This is a genomic window from Rhodoflexus sp. (assembly GCF_053489755.1).
The window spans coordinates 48,470-69,173 of sequence record NZ_JBRCHD010000045.1 but is presented as its reverse complement, the minus strand read 5'-3'; the positions used below and the strand labels follow the sequence as shown (position 1 = coordinate 69,173).

The following is a 20,704-nucleotide window of genomic DNA, read 5'->3' as shown; positions in this document are numbered from 1 at the left end:
TTCCACTTTTTCAGTTTCCTATCAAAATTACAACCATTTGACTATGTAAAGTTCCACCGCATAGCATTGTAATTGTCATGCTAAGCAACTTTTACGCTTAGTTTATGTCAAATTGGGGTTGTAGTTGTGGACTTCTTGGATAGAATGAGAGGCATGGTTGCTAACTCAAAAATTGTATTTTTTTTATTTTTAATTGTCTTATACATGTCTATTTGCAGGACGCCATTGATTGTTAGGTTCATACCAATATAAAAGCCTGATAAAACTTACATGTGTTTGTTTTATCAGGCTTTTTAATGAAATGAATGTAATTAAAACTTATTAATTTTTGGCTCATACGGACGGACGTATGAAGCCGGAAGTCTATCGTCTTCTGCGCATACCGCCTGAAGAGCGACCTGAAGAACTTGGTTTTTTACTGCTGCTGCTGTTTATGGAAGAGGAGCGACCAGAAGAGCTACTGCGTGTTACGCGACTGTTCACCTTTTCTTTGAAGGCTGTAGCACCGCCTGTGCGGTTGTAAAAGTCAGGATTGGCGCGTTGTCCATGCGGCGAATAGGTTCCATAAGCCGGACGACCATCGGGTAATGTGCCATAGTATGGGCGACGACCATAGTAGTTGTCGCGGTAGTCGTAGTAGCTGTTGCGGTTTATCATGCTGCCTACAAGGCCTAACATGCTGCTCATCATCGCATATTTGCCGTAGAACTCCCAGAAGGAACTACCGTCTGAGCCTGTGCGCCATTGTCCGTACTGTGTGTTGCCTACATAGTTAGAGTAGCCGGGAGGCGATACTACTTTGCTGAGTTTGCCATCTTTCTTGCTGGCGATCTCCATGCCCATGTTGTTTTCGTGCTCAAAGAAAAACTGCTCACTCACAGGCAACCAGTCGGTAATGCGCTCTTGTGGTACGCTATCTTTGATAGTTACTATCTTATACCTGTGCTTGAACTCGTTGCTGCCAATTTTGTCTTCCATCGCCATATCGTAGAGCAGGATGGTGAAATTCTGCTCTGCATCCATGTCGCGGATCAGGTCATCTAACGGCGACTTAACGAATTTGCGCTCGTTGCTTCCACATGATGCCAGCCAAAGCAGGGCAATGGGAAGTATGAAAAGAAATTTTTTCATCTGTGTCTGATTTTAGTTTATACCTGCTCTATGCAAGTGTTTGTTTAATTGAAACGTTTGCGCGGCTGATAAAGTTTATCGCGGCAAAATATTGCTGACCACCGAAGCAGGCTCTATAATGCCGATAGAAAGTTCAAAGTCTTGCTCGTCCCACTGGTGAATAATGAGCATGCGTTTGCCTGTGTCGTCCAGATAGTCCCACTGCACCATTTCGATAGAATCTTCGTCTTGCGTGCTGCGGAAAAAGCCCGGATTTTCGCGCTCCAAATAGAAAGTCATTCCCTCAAATTCAATATTAGGAGGGGCGGTCTGTTGCGTTTTGAAGTACTGTGCCGCTTCACCCAACTTGCCAAAAGGCTGTTTTTGGGTAAAAATACAATACACCTGATCGTCTTCTTCTATGCGCATGTATAGCGTTTCAGTTCCGCTGGTGATTTTATACTCATAGGTAAAGAAATTATCGCCCCAGTCGTACTCGAACTCGTCCACTACCTCCCAGGTTTTGAGGTCGTAGTCAAAAATAAAGCCCACGCGAAGATCAGTTACCTTCATATTCGTAGGATCGTAGTGCGGTTTGGGGGGATTTTGGTCTTTTTTCTTAAACAGATTAAACATGGCTTCCTCGTTAATTAAGTGTTTCTTGGTATGAAAACGGTACTTTTGCCATTAAGTTACAACCCTTAGCGGATGAAAAGAATAGTTTATCTAATTGCTCTGCTGCTTTCATGGAGCAGTTGTAGTAAAAAAAACACCTTAATAGGCTTCGACGATCAAAGTTGGCGCAACGACTACATGGGTTGCCAAAGCAAACGCGCTGAACAATCTGAAGCCTTTTTGACTATTGTTAAGCCATACCTGTTGGAGCAGTCGCTGCGCGAGGCAGAAGTACGCAGCCTGCTCGGTAAAGCAGATGCCATAGAAATTGCTGAACGCGGCATGAAATTTTATAAGTACTACATAGAAGAAGGGCGGCAGTGCAAAGGCAATAACAGCGGCAGACAAGGTCGCTACATACAAATCCGCTTCAATGCCCTCAATCAGGTCAACGAAGTATCGTTTATCACTCCTAACGCTTAATTTTACAGATCATCAATGCTTGCTATAAAAGCCCTTGCGCCTACTCCCTGGTCAGATTACGAACTGATAGACTGCGGTAATTTTGAAAAGCTGGAACGCTTCGGCAAATATATTGTTGCCCGTCCTGAGCCGCAGGCCGTTTGGGACAAATCCCTGCCGGAGCAAGAGTGGCAAAAGCTGGCTGGGGCATGGTTTCGCCGCGACGAGGGCGATAAGGACCTCAACAGCGAGCGCGGCAAATGGCATACCCGCCCTGAACAGCCCGAAAAATGGTGGATGCAATACAAGCGCGGCGCTATGGATCTGCAACTGAAGATCTCTCTTTCCTCTTTCAAACACGTAGGGATATTTCCTGAGCAAGCCGTAAATTGGGACTATATAGCCGAAAAAATCGAGGTGATGAAAGTTGCCAAGCCGCGTTTGCTGAATTTGTTTGCCTATACAGGCGTAGCCTCGCTGGCAGCCCGACACGCCGGAGCAGAGGTTACACACGTGGACTCGGTGAAGCAAGTTATTACCTGGGCGCGCGAAAGCATGGAAGCCTCCGGCTTAGATGGTATCCGCTGGATGGCAGAGGACGCGCCTAAGTTTGTAGCACGCGAAGGACGGCGCGGCAATCGCTATCATGGTCTGATCTTAGATCCACCTGCCTACGGGCGCGGACCCAATGGCGAAAAATGGGTGCTTGAAGACCAGATCAATGAACTGCTAAAAAATTGCACCCAAATTCTTGACCCTGATAATTATTTTTGTATAATTAACCTGTATTCTATCGGCTTTTCACCGCTGATTGTAGAAAATCTGGTGAATAGTATTTTTGGAAGGGTAGCCAATATGGAAATTGGCGAGCTGTATCTGCCTGATCGCTTTGGGAAGCGATTGCCGCTGGGTATTTTTTGTCGTTTTGCAAGCTGTTAATCAAGAAACAATATGCAGTGGTTTAGCAAATTTGGCATCACCGAAGCAATTCTTATTAGCAGCTACTTGTTATTATACGGGTTGTACATTTGGCGCAGCTATCGGCTGGCAAAGCAGTTGCGAAGCAGTGCCCGCCGTGTCTGGATCAAATTTGCGCTTCGCTCCACTTACTTTACTTTGCTGATCATAGCGCTCTTGGGACCATCTTTTGGCGAATTAATCCGCAAGGAGGTTAAATCTGTTGGTAAGGACATCTACATCGCCGTAGATCTGTCGCTATCTATGAATGCAACTGATATTCAGCCTTCTCGTTTAACTAAGGTAAAATTTGAACTGAAGAGGCTGGTAGATAACCTTACCAATGATCGGATCGGTTTGATTATTTTCTCAACAGAAGCATTTATTCAATGCCCCCTTACATACGACAGGGGAGCAATTTACACATGGATTGAGTCGCTGAAGACTTCGCTGCTGCCCTCCAGCGGTACAGATTTTGCCCAGCCTTTGGCCTTGGCGCACCGCAAACTGACCGATACGACCGAAGTCCAGAAAAAAGCGCCGCAATCAAAATTACTTATCCTCATCAGCGACGGCGAAGATTTTGGCGATGAAACCCATCAAATGGTCAAAAAATTTGAACAGGATGAAATTCGCATCTTCACACTCGGTGTAGGAACTGAAGAGGGGGGGCGTATCCCTTTCCGCGATAATAATTTTAAACGAGACTTATCGGGTAGGGAAGTGATTACCAAACTCAATCCTGAACTGTTGCAGAGTATTGCCGACCGCACAGGGGGGCGCTACTTTGCGATCAATGCCAACACGATCGAAACTAACCGCCTGATCGAAACAATCAACCAGATTGAAGGCGAACTAATGGACAAAAAAGAACTTGACGTTACGGCAAACAACTATTTCTATTTTCTTTTTGTTGCTATTTTGTTGTTGATGGCAGATGTACTCTTTACGATCAATATTCTTCGGATTTAAAATTCAGACCTATGCAAAAGTATCTTCCGTTTCTGATTTCAATTGTCTGGCTGAGTATTAGCGCGTGTACAGGACAAAGTAAAGGCGGCGAATCGTTGGATGCGGCCGCATTCTACCAAACGATGCAGCACACAACTGACTACATGGTGCTGGATGTACGTACCAAAGGCGAATTTGTCAAAGGACATCTTGCGGCTGCCAGTTGTATGGACTACAACGACGATAAATTCCCCGACATGGTAGCCAATCTGGACAAGAGTAAAACCTATTTCGTTTACTGCCTCTCAGGGGCAAGAAGCGCTGCTGCTGCCAATTATATGCGCAAAAACGGTTTTAAAAAAGTGTATGATCTCAAAGGCGGTATTCTTGCTTGGCAAAAAAATAGCCTTCCTGTTGAGATGCCTCAAGTAGCCGCACAAGACAAAATTTCACAGCAGGACTACGAGCGCCTGATTCACAGCGAAAAAGTTGTACTGGTGGACTTCTATGCACCCTGGTGTACACCTTGCAAGCAGATGGAGCCTATGCTGGACGAACTGGCAAAGCAGCATGCCGGAACACTCGAAATCGTCCGCATCAATATTGATGAAAACAGACAATTAGCCAAAAACTTGCAGGTAGAGGAAATTCCGGTATTGAAGATTTTCAAAAACGGACAGCAAACTTGGCATCATAAAGGACTGGTAGGTAAAGCAGAGGTTGAAAAGGCGCTGTAAATCAGTTATTGATACTTAGCAGCGACCCGCTCAGTGCAGTACGGTAACGCACCAGCGGAAAATTTGCCGGACCATTGATCGGGTTGCCCTCAAAGTCGAATGCAGAACCACAGCAGGGGCATCGCATAAAAAAACCGGTCGGCTCTACCTCTACAACCCCACAGGGATTGGAAGGGTGGTGAGTGCAAACCCTGTCAAATGCCAGAAACACAGTAGCCGAGCGGCGAAAGATAATCAGCCCGCGTACCCCGCCTGTTTCATACACAAAACCGCGATCGAATCTGAGCGCCTGAAAAGCTATATTATTCAGATCTATCAGTTTTTGAACAAACACAAAAGGCACGGGATCTATTACCTCCTGCCGTTCGCAACTACCAAGCCCGAGGATTAGTAACAGCCCGATGCTTATTTTTACAGCCTTTTTCCACATGATTCACAAATGCCCGTTGCGAAAAGGTACTATATTTGCTCGAACTTATGCAACAAATACGCCCTTTTATGAAGCAAGGTTTCACGCTCGTTGCAGCCATTGTGTTGCTATTTTTAAGTACTTCTCGTGCTTTTGCCCAGTTCAGTGTCAGCCTTGGGGGAGGAACTGCTAAATATTTTGGCAAAACTATTGGTCTTTATCCACAGGTTGATCCTAATACTTTTCCCTTTATTTTCGGCGGGAAACTGCGCGGCAGCTATGGCTTTTTCGAGCGAAATAGTATCAATCTGAGTTTTGGCTATTTTGCTCCTTCTGCACCATTAGGCAACTACGGCAGCTATGTGCAAACATCGCTGCGGGTGCAAAATATGGAGCTTGAGTTGAACTACCACCGCTATTTATCAGGAAGATACAGCTTTCCGGAAGCTAAAACTTACGTATTGGCAGGCTTTAGCGCGATCCTGTCGAACCACGATGTAAGTGGTGCGGTAGAGTTAGTGTCTTCAGGTGAGCGTAAGTTTTTTGAAGACCGACGCATTGAAACAGGGCACATTAATCTCGGTTTGGGCGGCGAAGTACCTGTAGGCGGCGCATTCCTGTTTCTGGAAGCAAAGGCAGCTATCCACGTGAATGCCTTTCTCAACCGAACTACCATCTGGGAAACGAGCCTGATCAATTTTGGGGCGGCTACTGCCGGAGTTCGCTTTCTGGTAGGTGGCGGAGGCAAAAGTCGCTCTCCAAAAAGTAGGTAAAGATCTGCGGAAATCTGAGGATAAGCATCCATACAACGAGGCTGTCTAAAAAGAAACGCAGACTTTAGTCTGTGTTTTTTTTAAATAATTGATAGTCAAATAACTACAGGCTGAAGTATGTGCTACATTCAGCCTTTTTAGACAGCCTCTTTTCTGTTGCATCCATAGCCACGATTAGTTCGTCAAAGCAACCAGAAGGTCGTGCTGGGTGATGATGTGCACCTGATTGGCTTCATCGCGTACTAAAAGCGCCTTATTTGATTTGTCTATCAATCCTGAAAGCGTATCTACTGTATTGTCAATGCCTACGAATCGGAAAGGTGCGCCCATGATTTCAGTTACAGGCAGGTCTTTCGCTTGAGGGTTGTCTATCAGTATATTGAGTAGCGTACTGTCGTCGAGGCTGCCAACGATGTTATCGCCATCTGCCACAGGCAACTGCGAAATACCTGCCTTATTCAGGATCTTAATTGCATGACTAATGGTATCGTTTTTATCAACTGTGATGAGCTTTGCCGAACCGTTGCGTGCGCGAATAATATCGCGGGCGGTTGCAAAGTGGCGCTGCTCCAAAAATCCGTGATCTTTCATCCACACATCGTTGTAGATTTTATTGAGGTAGCGCGTGCCGTGATCGGGCAGAATTACGACCATCACATCATCTTCTTTGAGGTGCTGACGTGCGTACTCTAACGCCCCGAACATTGCCGATCCGCAACTCCAACCGACAAAAAGTCCTTCTTCGCGTGCCATCCGACGCGCCATAATGGCAGCATCCTTATCGGTTACTTTGATGAATTGATCAATCAGATCAAAGTTTACGTTTTTGGGCAGAATATCCTCGCCAATACCTTCGGTCAGGTAAGGATAGATTTCTTTCTCATCGAAAACGCCTGTTTCTTTATATTTTTTGAAAACCGAACCATAGGTATCAATACCGATGGTTTGCATGTTCGGATTGCGCTCTTTGAGGTATTTAGACGTACCGCAGATAGTACCGCCTGTGCCTACACCTGCCACAAAGTGCGTGATTTTACCATCGGTATCCTCCCAGATTTCGGGGCCTGTGGTAGCATAGTGGGCAGCAGTATTCGACAAGTTGTCGTACTGATTCGGATAAATTGAGTTAGGAATTTCCTTGTTTAGGCGGCGAGCTACCGAATAGTACGAGCGTGGGTCGTCCGGCTCTACGTTGGTTGGGCAAATTATTACCTCTGCGCCCATTGCACGCAAAATATTGATTTTCTCCTGCGACTGCTTGTCGGAAACGGTGAAAATACATTTGTAGCCTTTAGCAATGGCTATCAGAGCCAAGCCCATGCCGGTATTGCCCGAAGTCCCTTCGATAATAGTACCACCCGGTTTGAGACGGCCTTCGCGCTCCGCATCTTCAATCATGCGCAGCGCAATGCGATCTTTCACCGAGTTGCCGGGATTGAAGTATTCTACTTTTGCCAATATGGTACCTTTAATGCCCTGCGTAACTTTGTTGAGTTTGATCAGCGGTGTATGCCCGATGGTATCAATGATAGAATGATGGTACTTCATGTGTTGATCTGATAAGTCTGTAGCAAAATTAGTCCGTTTTTCTGCTATTTTTGGCTCATAGAACCATTGCATTTTATGAAGATACTGATCGCAGGCGGTGGAAATATGGGTAAAACCTATGCCGATGCCTTTGTTGCTAACCACGCCATCGCCAAGGAAGACCTATACATACTGGAACATTATCCCGAAAAAGTTACTTTTTTTAAATCATTGGGCTTCGAGCATGTATTTTTTGAGGTTGGCGATTATGTCAGTCAGGTAGATATTATCATTCTGGCCATCAAACCTCAGGATACCCACGCTTTATTTCCGCTGCTTGCGCCTTTGGTAAGCCCCCGCCAGACTATTTTGTCTATCATGGCAGGGGTTAGGATGGAAAGCATCTCTGCTGCACTCCCAACTAATAAAATCGTACGCGCCATGCCCAATCTGCCTGCACAAATCGGCATGGGAATGACTGGCTTTACCTCTACTGATGCAGTTACGAAAGAAGAAATTTTTAACATCCAGAACCTGCTTAATACGACGGGCAAAACGCTCTATTTCGACGATGAAAGTAAGTTAGATGCCGTTACAGCTATTTCGGGCAGCGGTCCGGCTTATGTGTTCTACTTTATGGATGCGATGATAGCAACTGCTATGCAAATGGGATTTACCAAAGTTCAGGCAGAAATGATGGTAGAGCAGACCTTTATGGGCGGGGTACACTTGCTCAATACCTATAACCTGAGCTGCCGCGAGTGGATAGGGAAAGTTGCCTCAAAAGGGGGGACTACTGAGGCCGCCCTGCACCAGTTTCAGGCACACGACCTGCAAAACCTGATTGGTGACGGACTGCGGGCAGCCTGGCAGCGAGCGATCGAACTTGGCAGATAGCCTACTGCGACCAGCTCGTAGGCGTTCTGTCCCAACGGTGGGTGCAGAGCGCCGCCAGCAGTTACGCATCCATTAGCTGCCCTGTGCTTACGGCAGGATGGTGCAAGATAAACTCAAGCGCCATTTCGAGCATTGCTTTGCCAGACAGAACAAACGGAAACCTGCCAACCTGTTCTGCCAAAAGTGCGGTATTGCATATCTGATGTTGTTGATTAGTAAAGAATCAGTTTTCCGATGCTATTTGCCTCAATATCAGCTTTGTCCATGCGTTGGAAACGGTATTGTCCCGTGTTGTACATGACAGCCTGATCGGCGTAGTGCTTGCTGAGGAAGTGTCCGGACTGCCCCGTTGGAAGTATGCTCTTTGAATGCAGCGGATCGGCAAAATCAATCACGCGACGCATGGCAGGCCCAAAAGTGGCAGCGTACAGCCCGCTACCTGTAACGGTAAACGAAATATTATTGATCACCTCTTTGCCGCCCATCACCGGGAAGGGGCCTACATTGAAGAGGCGATCTAATGGCTTCTGCCGCCCCAGCAGGTGCGAATGCTCGATTGTATGTACTTTTCCCCACTGCCATTGCGCCATTTCTGCCGTGCCAAACTGTTGTATCAAATCAGCTATTGATTTTTTGAAAGCCGCTGTAATGATCTCCGCACGGGTTTCTCTGGTTGGTGTTTTAGCCTTGTCCCACCACTTGGAATCAGGATTGGCAAGTACTTTGGCAAAACTTCTGTAAAAAAAGTGCGTATGATCCATGCGCTTCAGATCAGCAGCCCCGATTTCGTCTTCAAAAATCTCAATATTGAGGTTGTGCATCAACTTGTAGTAAATCACAGGGGCAACGGCCTCGATCGTATGGTCGCCGTCCCATGCTTTGAGCAAATCGGTAGCTTTTTGCTCATCGGCAGAAAGATCGCCTTGCAATTCGCTGATAATTAATGCGATGTTTTTCACTGCCTGCCCCGACTTGACATCCAACGCCATTTGTTGAATATCCTCTGCGCTCCATTTGCGGCTGTTGTCGCTTAGATAGGCGGTAATGTAGTCCGCGCGATCGTTTGCCAGATAGTAGCCGGGTTGCAGGTAGCCTTGTACGGCTGCGGGCTGGTTATTGGCAGAGTACACAAAACCCGAAGGCGGATTGATGCTTTGCGGGTTTTCTTCGAAGGGGTGATAGCCTTGCGGAAGCGATTGTAGCGTAGTTCCGTCCAAGATAAATTCGGGACGCACTGTAGGATTGCGTTTGGGCAGTTTGCCCGTCGCCCACCAGGCGATATTGCCCGAAGCATCGCCAAACATCACATTGAGTCCCGGCACGTCGAGCATAGCAGCGCCTACCCTTGCTTCCTGCATATTTTTGGCGCGGGTCATTATATACACCGCCTCGAGGCTATTGGTCGGGAACTCGTGCAGCGTCCACCACATCGCAATCGGAGCTTCTTTGCGCTGATCTACGTAATTCAAACCGTCGTTGATCGGCTTGAGCACGTCGTTCAGAATGATGCCGAACGGACTTGTTCTAACCTCAAAATCAATCGGTTCGCCGCCTTTTACACGGATTGTTTCCTTGCGCACCTGTAAGGTGTGCGGCTTTCCATCTATTTCAATTTGCCGGTTGTCAATGGCTTTGAGGCGGTAGAAGTCTATGTCGTCATTCTCGAACATGGTCAGTCCCCAGCCGCTGTCGGGCGAGTGCCCCAGTACCGCGAAAGGAAATCCTGCCAGATAATTGCCGTAAAAATCCAGCCCCGGATAGCTCAGGTGTGCTTCGAACCAAACCGAAGGCTGCGAGTAGCCGATGTGCGTATCGTTTGCCAGAATCACCTTGCCACTTTTGGAGCGCGAAGGAGCTATCACCCAGCCGTTGCTGCCTTGCAAGAGCGGGAAGCGGCTATCAATCTGATGGACTAACTGCGCGATTGCCGACATTACCTCGTCGGAAGCGTCTGCTGCCGTTTGTTCGCGCTTGGGAAACTGCGCCGCAACATTGACTTCAGTAGCTTTTTGAAGTAGCTTATTTTCAGGCAGATACACAGGAATTTTAGTAACAGCAGTATCAAAATTCAGCGAAAGATCTTTCAGGTAATCTTCACCCAGCCGACGGTAAATTTTGTCTAACAGCGGATCGGTACGGAAAGCCTGCGCAAAACTAAAAGTCATGTAATTGTTGATCAAATAAAAATCTTCAGGAATGTAATTTTCCTTAGCAATTCCCAGCAGTGCAAACTCTGGTGGTGTACTTCCATTGTTGATAAAGTCATTGATGCCTTGTAAATAGGCTAAAGCCGCTTTTTTCCATGGTTTATCTACGGCCGCAAAGTGCGCCTTTGCGCTATTTTGGGCAGCCTGAGCCAATCCGATGGTGCGGAAAAAGCGATCAACTTCTACCAGATCAGAACCGAATACTTCGGACAGCCTGCCTGCCGCCAGCCTGCGGATCATTTCCATCTGGAAGAGGCGCTCCTGTGCGTGTACGTAGCCGAGTGCATAGTAGGCATCGGGTTCGTTTTTGGCAAAAATGTGCGGAATGCCAAACTCGTCAAAATGTACCGTTACAGAATCTTGCAGGGCGGTCAGATCTAAAGAACCGCTCATTTTGGGGCGGGTACTCAATAGCCAGCCATAAATTCCGACGGCAGCTACTGCAAACAATATGAGCAGACCCAACAGTAGTTTTTTCAGCGTTTTCATGGTAAAAATTTAAAACGCCAAAAAGTTACTATGTCAGCTTGTGATTGCGAAATAAATCAGCGGGTAAGAAGATAAACCAGCACTCCCGATCCGACCAGCAGGCAGTAGATAGCAAAGTATAGCAAGCGGCTATTGCGCACCACCCGAATCATGGTGCTACACGCAAACATTCCTACCAGAAAGGCAGCTACAAAGCCTCCCGCGAGCGCTGTTGCAGGTATGTGTGCAGCCTCTGTAACTTCCAGATAGTCTTTCACCTCCAGCAAGGTGGCCCCGAAAATAGGTGGCAGCACCATTAGGAATGAGAAAGGAGCTGCATCTTCGCGCTTTACTCCGAGCAGCAGCGCGGCGGCAATCGTTGCGCCTGATCGCGAAATACCGGGCAGAATGGCGATTGCTTGCGCAATGCCAATCAAAAAGGCTTTCCCAAAGGATACCTCCGAACCTTGCTGTGGACGAAAATAGTGTGCGAACAGTAGCAGCAGCCCCGTGCAGAGCAACATAGAGGCTACGAGCGCAATTTGCCCTTCAAAAAAAGTCTCTATCTGGTTTTTAAAAAGGATGCCTACCAAACCCACAGGGATCATAGAGGCAATGATTTTCAGGGCAAACTGTGTTTCATCATTCCAACGGAATTGCAGCAAGCCCATCAGCAACCTGCCGATTTCTTTGCGAAACACAACAACAGTACTCAAAGCTGTAGCCGCATGAACCACAATAGAAAAAAGCAGGTTTTCTTCTAATTGCGATCCCAGAAAAAACTTACCCAACTCTATGTGTCCGCTGCTGCTTACGGGCAGGAACTCCGTTAAACCTTGTATAATGCCTAACAGGACAGCTTCCCAAGTGCTCATTCAGATTTTGGTTTGAGCATGATAGCAAAAAAGCCGACAACAAAGCCTGTCAGCACTGTAATCGGGCCTACGGTCAGTCCGAGTATCCCAAAGCCGAACTCTTCGCCGTCTAAAGCCATTAGCAAGAATCCGAGCATTATGATGCCAATACCGGCAAGCATCAATACATAGTTTTGTTTGGCAAAAGGAAAGCCTTTTTTGTTCTGCATACTACTGGTTATCAATGAGTTAAGTTATCTTTGGTAAAGTTCGTCCAGCGAACGATTCAGGTATTTGCCAATGGCTATCAGGGCGCTGACAGCAGCAACCAGCGCACCTATCAGCAGCAAAGATAAAAAGATTAGCAAAGTAGAAGGCCAATCTGCCACTTGTTTAAATTCGGGAGCTATCTGATAGAGCAGTAACAAAGCGCCTGTAAGCAATGCGTTAGCTAAGATCCCGCTCATTAAACCGTACAAACCCGCCCGAATAATGTAAGGCTTTTTGATAAAATTGTCGGTAGCGCCTACCAACTGCATACTTCTGATAATAAATCGCTGCGAATACAAGGCAAGCCTGATAGCATTGTGTACAAAAACTCCCGTCAGCAGCACCAGCAGTGAGGTCAGCGCAAACACGATGATGCCAATAGTGTGGATACTTTTGGCTAATTGTTCAATAGAAGTAATTGCATACGATACCTCGAAAATGCCGTCTTCTTGCTCAAAGTCTGCCTTGATTTGGGCAAGTTTTTCTTGATTGTGATACTCAGGCTTGATATTAATTAGGAAGTATGAGCGAAGCGGATTGCCAACTGTATAGGCGCTTATGTCTTCTTTCAGGTCTTCTTTCAGTTTTTGAAAGGCTTCGTCTTTGGAAACATAACGAATGCGCGGTGCGCCTTTGGCATCTTTGACAACAAATGGTTGTGCTGTCAGAAATTGAACTACGCGCAGACTGTCCTGCTCAGAAAGTTCGTTTTGCAGCAAAATCTGGATTTCGATGCCCGACTGTATCAGCTTTGTGTACCTGTTGGTATGTTGGGCAAACAATGCAAAAGCGCCCACCAGTAGAAGCGCAGCCGTAATGCTACCGACCATGTTGCGGCTCTGGTAGTTGCCCACACGCGAAGATCTGCCTGCTACAGGGTTTGGTTTTAAATCAGCCTTTGCCATTGATTAATGTCGTAAATTTAGGGGTAAGTCTTGGACAAAAATAAGTTTGTAAGCGTATGATCAACAACTATCCAATGAATTTTTTCAAAACGTTGCTTGCCGCAGCAGCGCTCCTTTTACTGAGCCGGGATGTGCAGGCACAGGATCAAAACAAGGACAGTCTTCGCTATCCACAGGAAAAACACCTGCGCAATATCCGTCAGTTCACTTTTGGCGGGGACAATGCAGAAGCCTACTTCAGTTTTGACGGGCAGAAAATGGTGTTTCAGTCCAACTATAAAATGTGGGGATTGGAGTGCGACCAGGTCTTTTATTTTGATCTGCGCGAAGGCAACATGGCTCAGCATCGCCCACAGATCGCCCACAAATGATTATTACCTCGCACGGGCCTAACGCTGCAATCGCATGAACTATCTGAGGCTGTCCCCAAGTAGTGCAGACTAAAACCTGTGCTACATCTAACCTTTTCGGACAGCCTTCATTATCAAGCTGATCAATCAGACATTCATTTGCGAAACATACTCAGGCAGCACCATGTTCCATGCCGGCCAATCGTGATTTGCGCCCGGACGAATATCTAACCAATGCGGTATGTGCTTGCTGTGCAAGATTTGCGACATGCGGATGTTGTCTTCTTTGCAAATGTCGTGTTCGCCCGTACCAAGCACAATGCCCATGTTGCGTATATTGTCCAGATACCAACCCGGGCCCATGTTAGGCATATAATCTACGGGATTGTTGAAATAAACGTTGTCGTCGTAGTATCCCCACATAAACGAGCGAATATCGAACGCACCGCCGAGGCTGAAAAGATAGCGCACCTTATCGGGATGGCGGAAGGCGAAGTTCAGCGCATGGTAGCCGCCAAAACTGCAACCTGCCATACATACCGTGCTGCGTCCTGTTTCGTGCATGGCGCGATAAACGACTTCGTTCAAAATCAGGTCGTCGTAGATCACATGGTTAGCAATTCTATGTGCAGGATGAATGCTGCGATTGTAAAAGCTGTCGTTGTCAATACTGTCGGGGCAGTAAACCTTGATTCTGCCCGTATTGATGAACCACGAGATAGAATTGATCAGCCCAAAGTCTTTGTTCTGATAATATTTACCCATGGAGGTCGGGTAGATGATCATTGGGTAGCCTGAATGCCCAAAGGTGAGCATTTCGAAGTCGCGACCGATGCGGTGCGAGTACCAGCGGTGATATTCTTCTTTCACAGATTAAATAGGATTGCTTACCACAAATTTAGCTATTTTTTGACTGCCGTTAGCGAGGAAACTTTATTCGACGGATCATTTTCTATACCCATCAGCCCGCCGCCTGTACTTGCATATCGCACATTTTCGATGGTGTAGAAGGCATTGGGATTGTAAGATTCAATTAATTGGACAAGTTCGGGCAAATCTTTGCGCTGAATCACCGAAAAAATAACACTCACATTGCCGCGCCGCCCCTCGGCAACGATATTGGTAAAGCCGAATCGCGACTGCATCAGTGCCTTGATCAGTTCGGTAGCATCGCGGCGGGTAATTACGCGTACAATCACCTTGCCCAGCGCCAGTTTGCCCTCAATCCACATACCAACGTAAGTGCCTGCTCCAAAACCTGTAGCATAGCCCAAGTATGCCAGCGGACTATTAACCGAACGGATAATCTGCCCGATGGCTAAGATCCAGATCAATGCCTCCAGCATTCCCAACAGCGGAGCAATTTGCCTACGCCCGCTCATGAGCAGCATAATACGCATGGTAGCCAGCGACACATCGCCGATACGGGCAAAAAATACTAACAGCGGCAGTATGATCCACTGGTAATAAAAAGGCGCTATTCCGAGCGACTCAACGAAGAAGGTTTCCATACGAAAGCAAAAATAAAGGTTTTGTCAGCCTCTGCAGAAAAAGCAGGCACAATTTAATTTTCGTTTAATTTGCATCTGTTTTTAGCCCCTGTCTGCGAATGGTTTCTCCTTTCCGTTCAATTTTATTGTTGTTCTACGTTGCCTGTGCGGTTGTTATCCTAATGGTACTTTCGCCCGGCGAAATCCCTTTGACCGACGACTTTACACTAAAGATTTTCACTTTTCGCGATTTTACAGGAACAGATACTGCTAACCGGCCCGGAAACGAGGAGCGCATGGCAAGTCTCAACGCGATGGCCAAACAGTTGGACAGCCTCGAAAAGTCGGAAAAGACAAGTAATCAAGTTGCTTTTACTATGCCGGATAGCCTTGCTGATCCACAGGCAGCATCACCCAACGGTACTGCCGGCGAGCGTCCCGAACCTGTCATAGACCCCAAGTATCCGATCCGTTTTCCCGACAGCTTGAATGCGGTGCAGTTAGACCGGATTTTTGCTGCTCTGGCCGATCTTTCAAAAAAGCCATCGCTGGTGCGCATTGTCCACTATGGCGACTCGCAGATAGAGGGCGATCGGATTAGCGACTATATCCGCACACGCTTGCAGCGCAGGTTTGGTGGATGCGGTGTTGGTATTGTTCCATTCATGGAAATACAGGCATCGCGCTCTACTATTGCTACAGAAGCATCGGGTAACTGGTCTAAGTATGCCGTTTATGGCAATAATAACAAAAGCAATAAAACAGGACACTATGGCATTCTGGCAGCAGCCTATCGCTTCAGTCCGCTTGTACCTAAGGACTCACTTGCACCTTCCGAACTGGCATGGCGGGCGACTACGCGCTTCAAAGAAACACGCTTCAGCAATGATTTTGCCGGAGCCACGCAAATAGAAAACATAAAATTTATTTACGCCTCGCCTTTTGCAAAAGTAGCGGCACACCTCAAAATAGAAGGCACACAAGATACAACCTTAGATTTGGCCCTGCGTCAGGATCGCATGGTGTCGGTCGTGGAACAGTCCATTCCTACGCGATTCAGAAAAATCACCGTCAGTTTGGAAAGCGCCGAAGGCAGCGAGTTTTTTGGCATCGCCTTAGACTGCAATCAGGGAGTAGCCTTAGATAATGTTGCTCTGCGCGGCAGTTCGGGTGTGGAATTTACCAAAATGAACGCCGAGTGGCTACGCAAGCAGTACGAACTGCTCAATGTAAAACTTATTATCTTGCAGTTTGGCGTAAACGTCGTTCCTAACGTGCTGAAAGATTACACCTTCTACGAAAACATGTTGTATAACCAGTTGCGCTTTTTCAAATCGGTAGCCCCGCAGGCAGATATTCTGGTGGTTGGGCTGTCGGATATGGCTAGGCGAAGCGGTACGGGTTATGCTTCTTATCCCAACATTGCCAAGATACGCAGCGCACAGCAGGCTGCTGCTTTCCGTGCGGGTTGTGCATTTTGGGACTTATACGAGGCTATGGGCGGCGAAGGAGCGATGGTCAGTTGGGTAAACAACAAGCCGCCGCTGGCAGGAAAAGATTATATCCATTTTACCCCGCGTGGGGCGCGGCTGGTGGGCGAAATGCTCTACAACGCACTCATGAAAGCGTATGAAAACTACAAAATCAGGAAACAAATTGCGCAATAAAAGCTCGATACACTTGTTCGTATGTATGTTTGGTATCAGCCTGCTGATAACGTCAGCGCTGTTTGCACAGCCGTATCGTTTTATCAATTATTCGGCCAACGTTATCCATCAGCCCAATCCAAGTGGCGATGGTATGCGTGCTTTCTTTCTGGCAATCAAACAGTTGGAGTCAGGTATCAAACGCAAGGTCAATATCGTGCATATAGGCGACTCGCACGTGCAGGCCGATTTTTTCTCGGGCCGTGTACGCGATTTGTTGCAAGTAACGGAAAACTTTGGCAACGGGGGGCGTGGTTTTGTATTTCCTTATGCGGCTGCAGGTACAAATAACCCGACCAACTACGCGGTCAACTATCAAGGCAAATGGGAGGGGATACGCAGCGTCAAACGCGATGCCTATGCCAAATGGGGATTAGCCGGAGTTGTTGCTATGACCAAAGACCCAAGCGCTACGCTTACCATCAACCCTAACAGGGAAAACAATGCTGTTCACTACGAAATTACCCGTGTCAAAATTTTTTACCCTGTATTCGACAAAACCTCGTTCAATGTTACCGTTGTAGCCAATCCGACGGAATTGGTTTCCAGCTACATGAGCCGCGAGGGCTTTGTTGAGTTTGAGTTCAATAAGCCACAGGAAGAAATCACAATCAAACTCACCAAATCCGACCCTTTGCAAACGCAGTTTGTATTACAGGGATTTTCTCTGGAAAATGATCAGGCGGGGATTGTTTACAGCAGTGTGGGCGTAAACGGAGCAGAAGTTCCTACCTATTTCCGGTGCGAAGACTTCGATAGGCAACTGCGCGTAATGAAACCCGATTTGGTAATTGTATCGCTTGGCACTAACGATGCGCATGTGATCCGATTCGACGAGGAGCTGTTTCTTACTAATTTGCGCTACATGGTCAATTTAGTCAAGCGCGCTTACCCTAAGGCTTCCGTGCTGCTGACCACCCCCGGCGACGCATACCGCGCCCGGCGCTACCTGAATCCTCACAATGCTAAGGTGCGCGATCTGATGTTTCAGGTCGCTACAGAAACAGGGATTGCTGTCTGGGATTTTTATACAGTGATGGGCGGACTCCGATCGGTGGACAGTTGGCAGCGGAGTCAGCTGGCGGCTTTAGATAAACTGCACCTGACCATCAAGGGTTACTCCTTCCAAGGCGAATTGCTCTACGATGCCCTGATGAATTCCTACCGCCGCTATTGGGCTAAAAATCAGTAGATAACCTACAAATGCCGCTGCAATTCGCTCAGGCAACTGATCTCTAAGGTTACTTCGGTCTGATGAGCTACTTGTTCGGGATTGTAGAAAATAGTATTCAGCCCAAGTGCTTTTGCTCCGCCAATGTCTGTCTCAAGGTTGTCGCCAATCATGGCTGAGTCGTGTGTACTTGCTCCTGTTTGCGCGAGCGCATAGTCAAAGATTGCCCGATGAGGCTTTTTGTACCCCGAGTTTTGGGAGGTAACCAGAACCTCAAAATAATGTGCGATGCCTGCGCTGCGAATTTTAGTTTGTTGAATATCGTCAAAACCATTGGTGATTATGTGCAAGCGATAGCGGTTGGACAAATAGTCCAAAGTTTCGTGGGCATGAGGCAGCAGATGCGGCTTCGTAGGGCAAATAGCCAAGTAGTCATCGCTGAGTTGGGGTGGTGGCGTACCCGATGCGCCTAACTTCCTCCATACGCGGATAAATCGCTCCTCCCGAAGAGTGTGCTGGTCTATTTTGCTGTGGTTATACAAATCCCATAATTGCCGATTCACCATGCTGAATGCACTCATAAAATCAGCAGCCGAGAAATTGCCCCATTGTTGCAGGCGGTAAGTCTCGTAAAGCTCGGCGAGCGTCTCGTTGGAGTTGCGTTCAAAATCCCACAAGGTGTGGTCTAAGTCGAAGAAAAGATGCGTGTAAGTTGTCATTCAGCTAAGGATAATTACCTCTCAAAGATACTTCGGATTTAGTACATTGCAGCTAAGCTATTAAACATCCTGATACGACAATGATGCTCAAACGACGTTCGTTTCTCAATCTAGCAGCGCTGACTCCTGCGCTGGCGCTGCCGCAGTGGTCGTTTGCCGGTATGCAAAACGACGAGCTACCCGCTGCTATCCGCGCACTGAAGCCTATGACCGATGGGATCGTGCCTATCAGCCGCGAAGAGCGACAGGCGCGAATTGCTAAGGCGCAAAGCCTGATGCAGGCAAATAAGATAGATGCTATTTTCCTTGAGCCGGGTACTTCTATGCGCTACTTCCTCGATTTTGACTTTTTTACTTCCGAACGGATGGTAGCCGCCGTCATTCCTGCCAAAGGCGAAATTACCTACATCTGTCCCAAATTTGAGGAAGGAAAAGTTGGCGAATTAGTCAAATTCGGTACAGAAATCCGCACTTGGGAAGAACATGAAAGCCCCTACAAGGTCGTGGCAGGTATCCTGAAAGATCGCGGAACGCCCAACAGAACGGTGGGGATAGAAGAACGCGTGCGCTTTTTCCTGTTTGAAGGCATCCGCCGCGAGGTGTCGCGCCTCAAGTTTGTACTGGCAGACCCTGTAACGGCAGGTTGCCGTATGTTCAAGTCGTCGGCAGAACTTGCACTCATGCAGAAAGCCAATGACGTTACTATCGCTGCCTACAAAGCCGTCTTCGATTCGCTTTATGAGGGCATGACACAAAGCGACTTCAGCCGCTTGGCGGCAGCTGCCCATCGCGCACTGGGTATCAGCGGCTCTATCGGCGCTAACTTTGCCGAAGCCTCTGCTTTTCCGCACGGCAGCAGCAAGCCCCAACAACTGAAAGAAGGCGATATTATACTGGCTGACGGCGGCTGTACCGTAGAAGGCTATAAGTCCGATATCAGCCGCACGATCGTATTTGGCAAACCTTCTGCCCGCCAGTTAGAGGTTTGGAATGTAGAAAAAGAAGCACAAACTGCCGCGTTTGAGGCAGCAAAGTTAGGCGCACCTTGTGAGGCAGTAGATGCTGCGGCACGGGCGGTCATCACAAAGGCAGGCTTCGGCCCGGACTATAAGTATTTCAGCCACCGCACCGGACACGGCATCGGTATGGACGGGCACGAGTGGACCAATCTGGTACGCGATAACAAAACGCCGTTGCAAGCAGGCATGTGCTTCAGCAACGAGCCGGGCATTTACATTATCGGGGAGTTTGGCGTGCGTCTGGAAGACTGTTTTTACATGACCGAATCAGGGCCTAAGTACTTCAGCCAGCCCAGCCCTGCACTGGAACAGCCTTTTGCCTAAGAAAAATTGCTTGAGTATTAATTATAGAACGCTGATGCAGGCGGATTACACAGGTTTTTACGGATTTCTTTTCTTAGTGAAAATCCGCATTATTTCGTGCGATCTGCCTTTATCAGCGTTCTAAAAAATCAGAACAACCCGGGTTTGGTTGCTTAGCTCTGGAAGGCTTTTGTATAGTTCAGAATGAAGTAAGCAGAAGCCGCACGGATCATATTTTCTTCGTTGAAACCTTTTTGCTTGAAGCGCTCTTTCATTATGCGCTCTACTTCGCCCGGGCCATAGCCATTTTTGGTATCTAAGAAACTGCTCATTTTTCCTACAGCTTCAAAAGAAAGTTCACCACTTTTGGTATCATAAGATACGCGCAGGTAGTCGGGCTTAGAAATTTTCCACATATAGCCCGAGTTAGTAGCATAGTAGAATAGCACATTGTAAACGCCACTGCTGCTGCGTTCGTCTTTGATAACCAAGTCAGTAAAAAATACTTTGTTGGCATTAGTTCCCTGCGTAACGGTAACTTCAAACTCGTAGCGATCGCTGCGAACCTTTTTGTTAGTGAAGAGATAAGTTACTTTTCCGCGCTCTACGCGGCATTTGATAGCCTGCCCTGCACGGGTCCGATTTTCACACGTAAAAAGCGGCTTATTTTGTTGTGGTTTTGCTGTTGTGCAGTCGCAAGGAGCATCGGTAGGCGGCGTGTGGAAACTGCTCAGTAGGAAGATACTTGTAGCAACTACAGTATTGAGGATGATTTTCATGTGGCTCATCTAGTTAAGTTAGAAA

22 protein-coding genes are annotated in these 20,704 nt (G+C 47.4%); 10 read left to right on the top strand and 12 right to left on the bottom strand.

Annotation, left to right across the window (positions count from 1 at the left end; translation table 11 throughout):
- Positions 1 to 363: 363 nt before the first annotated feature.
- Positions 364 to 1,131 (bottom strand): hypothetical protein, encoded by a 768-nt coding sequence (locus ACWIP2_RS10165; RefSeq protein ID WP_448519821.1) that lies wholly within the window; start codon positions 1,129 to 1,131, stop codon positions 364 to 366.
- Between the two features lie 75 nt (positions 1,132 to 1,206).
- Positions 1,207 to 1,746, bottom strand: coding sequence for a DUF4178 domain-containing protein (locus tag ACWIP2_RS10160; protein WP_448519820.1), 540 nt, complete (start codon positions 1,744 to 1,746; stop codon positions 1,207 to 1,209).
- 72 nt (positions 1,747 to 1,818) lie between these two features.
- Between ACWIP2_RS10160 and ACWIP2_RS10155 the strand changes: the two genes are divergently transcribed.
- From ACWIP2_RS10155 to ACWIP2_RS10140, 4 genes are read left to right on the top strand one after another with little or no spacing between them, the layout of a single operon-like run.
- Positions 1,819 to 2,208 carry a hypothetical protein gene (locus tag ACWIP2_RS10155; protein WP_448519819.1) on the top strand — a complete coding sequence of 130 codons (390 nt, stop codon included), beginning with the start codon at positions 1,819 to 1,821 and terminating at the stop codon, positions 2,206 to 2,208.
- 15 nt (positions 2,209 to 2,223) lie between these two features.
- Entirely contained in the window at positions 2,224 to 3,126 is a 903-nt protein-coding gene (locus ACWIP2_RS10150; protein WP_448519818.1) for a class I SAM-dependent methyltransferase, read from the top strand.
- Between the two features lie 12 nt (positions 3,127 to 3,138).
- Positions 3,139 to 4,116, top strand: a complete 978-nt coding sequence (locus ACWIP2_RS10145; RefSeq protein WP_448519817.1) for a vWA domain-containing protein — start codon at positions 3,139 to 3,141, stop codon at positions 4,114 to 4,116.
- Positions 4,117 to 4,127: 11 nt separating this feature from the next.
- Positions 4,128 to 4,832, top strand: a complete 705-nt coding sequence (locus ACWIP2_RS10140; protein WP_448519816.1) for a thioredoxin domain-containing protein — start codon at positions 4,128 to 4,130, stop codon at positions 4,830 to 4,832.
- Between the two features lies 1 nt (position 4,833).
- Here the strand turns inward: ACWIP2_RS10140 and ACWIP2_RS10135 are convergent, their stop codons facing one another.
- Positions 4,834 to 5,262, bottom strand: coding sequence for a Rieske 2Fe-2S domain-containing protein (locus ACWIP2_RS10135; RefSeq protein WP_448519815.1), 429 nt, complete (start codon positions 5,260 to 5,262; stop codon positions 4,834 to 4,836).
- A 68-nt stretch (positions 5,263 to 5,330) separates the two neighbouring features.
- Here ACWIP2_RS10135 and ACWIP2_RS10130 point away from each other — a divergent pair, with 68 nt between their 5' ends.
- The gene (locus ACWIP2_RS10130; protein WP_448519814.1) at positions 5,331 to 6,014 is read left to right on the top strand and encodes a hypothetical protein; all 684 of its coding nucleotides are present in this window, start codon (positions 5,331 to 5,333) and stop codon (positions 6,012 to 6,014) included.
- Positions 6,015 to 6,188: 174 nt separating this feature from the next.
- Here the strand turns inward: ACWIP2_RS10130 and ACWIP2_RS10125 are convergent, their stop codons facing one another.
- A complete protein-coding gene (locus ACWIP2_RS10125; RefSeq protein ID WP_448519813.1) occupies positions 6,189 to 7,562 on the bottom strand; it encodes a cystathionine beta-synthase in 1,374 nt (457 codons plus the stop codon).
- Between the two features lie 75 nt (positions 7,563 to 7,637).
- Between ACWIP2_RS10125 and proC the strand changes: the two genes are divergently transcribed.
- Positions 7,638 to 8,438, top strand: coding sequence for a pyrroline-5-carboxylate reductase (gene proC / locus ACWIP2_RS10120; RefSeq protein ID WP_448519812.1), 801 nt, complete (start codon positions 7,638 to 7,640; stop codon positions 8,436 to 8,438).
- A gap of 212 nt (positions 8,439 to 8,650) precedes the next feature.
- Here the strand turns inward: proC and ACWIP2_RS10115 are convergent, their stop codons facing one another.
- From ACWIP2_RS10115 to ACWIP2_RS10100, 4 genes are read right to left on the bottom strand one after another with little or no spacing between them, the layout of a single operon-like run.
- Positions 8,651 to 11,134, bottom strand: a complete 2,484-nt coding sequence (locus ACWIP2_RS10115; RefSeq protein WP_448519811.1) for a penicillin acylase family protein — start codon at positions 11,132 to 11,134, stop codon at positions 8,651 to 8,653.
- A gap of 56 nt (positions 11,135 to 11,190) precedes the next feature.
- Positions 11,191 to 11,988 (bottom strand): undecaprenyl-diphosphate phosphatase, encoded by a 798-nt coding sequence (locus tag ACWIP2_RS10110; protein ID WP_448519810.1) that lies wholly within the window; start codon positions 11,986 to 11,988, stop codon positions 11,191 to 11,193.
- Positions 11,985 to 12,197 carry a DUF3098 domain-containing protein gene (locus ACWIP2_RS10105; protein ID WP_448519809.1) on the bottom strand — a complete coding sequence of 71 codons (213 nt, stop codon included), beginning with the start codon at positions 12,195 to 12,197 and terminating at the stop codon, positions 11,985 to 11,987. Before ACWIP2_RS10105 ends, ACWIP2_RS10110 begins: the two co-directional genes overlap by 4 nt.
- 24 nt (positions 12,198 to 12,221) lie before the next feature.
- Complete coding sequence (locus ACWIP2_RS10100) at positions 12,222 to 13,142, bottom strand: cell division protein FtsX (RefSeq protein ID WP_448519808.1); 921 nt, start codon at positions 13,140 to 13,142, stop codon at positions 12,222 to 12,224.
- 74 nt (positions 13,143 to 13,216) lie between these two features.
- Between ACWIP2_RS10100 and ACWIP2_RS10095 the strand changes: the two genes are divergently transcribed.
- Positions 13,217 to 13,513, top strand: a complete 297-nt coding sequence (locus ACWIP2_RS10095; RefSeq protein ID WP_448519807.1) for a hypothetical protein — start codon at positions 13,217 to 13,219, stop codon at positions 13,511 to 13,513.
- A gap of 126 nt (positions 13,514 to 13,639) precedes the next feature.
- Here ACWIP2_RS10095 and ACWIP2_RS10090 read toward each other — a convergent pair whose 3' ends face one another.
- Together ACWIP2_RS10090 and ACWIP2_RS10085 are read right to left on the bottom strand one after the other, a co-directional pair.
- Positions 13,640 to 14,362, bottom strand: coding sequence for an esterase family protein (locus ACWIP2_RS10090; RefSeq protein ID WP_448519806.1), 723 nt, complete (start codon positions 14,360 to 14,362; stop codon positions 13,640 to 13,642).
- 32 nt (positions 14,363 to 14,394) lie between these two features.
- The gene (locus ACWIP2_RS10085) at positions 14,395 to 15,003 is read right to left on the bottom strand and encodes a DUF2179 domain-containing protein (protein WP_448519805.1); all 609 of its coding nucleotides are present in this window, start codon (positions 15,001 to 15,003) and stop codon (positions 14,395 to 14,397) included.
- Positions 15,004 to 15,101: 98 nt separating this feature from the next.
- Here ACWIP2_RS10085 and ACWIP2_RS10080 point away from each other — a divergent pair, with 98 nt between their 5' ends.
- Both ACWIP2_RS10080 and ACWIP2_RS10075 read left to right on the top strand, forming a co-directional pair.
- Positions 15,102 to 16,649: a hypothetical protein gene (locus ACWIP2_RS10080; RefSeq protein ID WP_448519804.1), complete on the top strand. Its 1,548-nt coding sequence runs from the start codon at positions 15,102 to 15,104 to the stop codon at positions 16,647 to 16,649.
- Positions 16,612 to 17,880, top strand: coding sequence for a GDSL-type esterase/lipase family protein (locus ACWIP2_RS10075; protein WP_448519803.1), 1,269 nt, complete (start codon positions 16,612 to 16,614; stop codon positions 17,878 to 17,880). The genes ACWIP2_RS10080 and ACWIP2_RS10075 overlap by 38 nt, the downstream gene beginning before the upstream one ends.
- A 5-nt stretch (positions 17,881 to 17,885) precedes the next feature.
- On the opposite strand, the gene ACWIP2_RS10070 is transcribed toward ACWIP2_RS10075, so the two are convergent.
- Positions 17,886 to 18,578: a YjjG family noncanonical pyrimidine nucleotidase gene (locus tag ACWIP2_RS10070; RefSeq protein WP_448519802.1), complete on the bottom strand. Its 693-nt coding sequence runs from the start codon at positions 18,576 to 18,578 to the stop codon at positions 17,886 to 17,888.
- Between the two features lie 80 nt (positions 18,579 to 18,658).
- Here ACWIP2_RS10070 and ACWIP2_RS10065 point away from each other — a divergent pair, with 80 nt between their 5' ends.
- Positions 18,659 to 19,921, top strand: a complete 1,263-nt coding sequence (locus ACWIP2_RS10065; RefSeq protein WP_448519801.1) for a M24 family metallopeptidase — start codon at positions 18,659 to 18,661, stop codon at positions 19,919 to 19,921.
- 152 nt (positions 19,922 to 20,073) lie between these two features.
- On the opposite strand, the gene ACWIP2_RS10060 is transcribed toward ACWIP2_RS10065, so the two are convergent.
- On the bottom strand, positions 20,074 to 20,688 hold the full coding sequence (locus ACWIP2_RS10060; protein ID WP_448519800.1) for a hypothetical protein: 615 nt from the start codon (positions 20,686 to 20,688) through the stop codon (positions 20,074 to 20,076).
- Positions 20,689 to 20,704 lie beyond the last annotated feature (16 nt).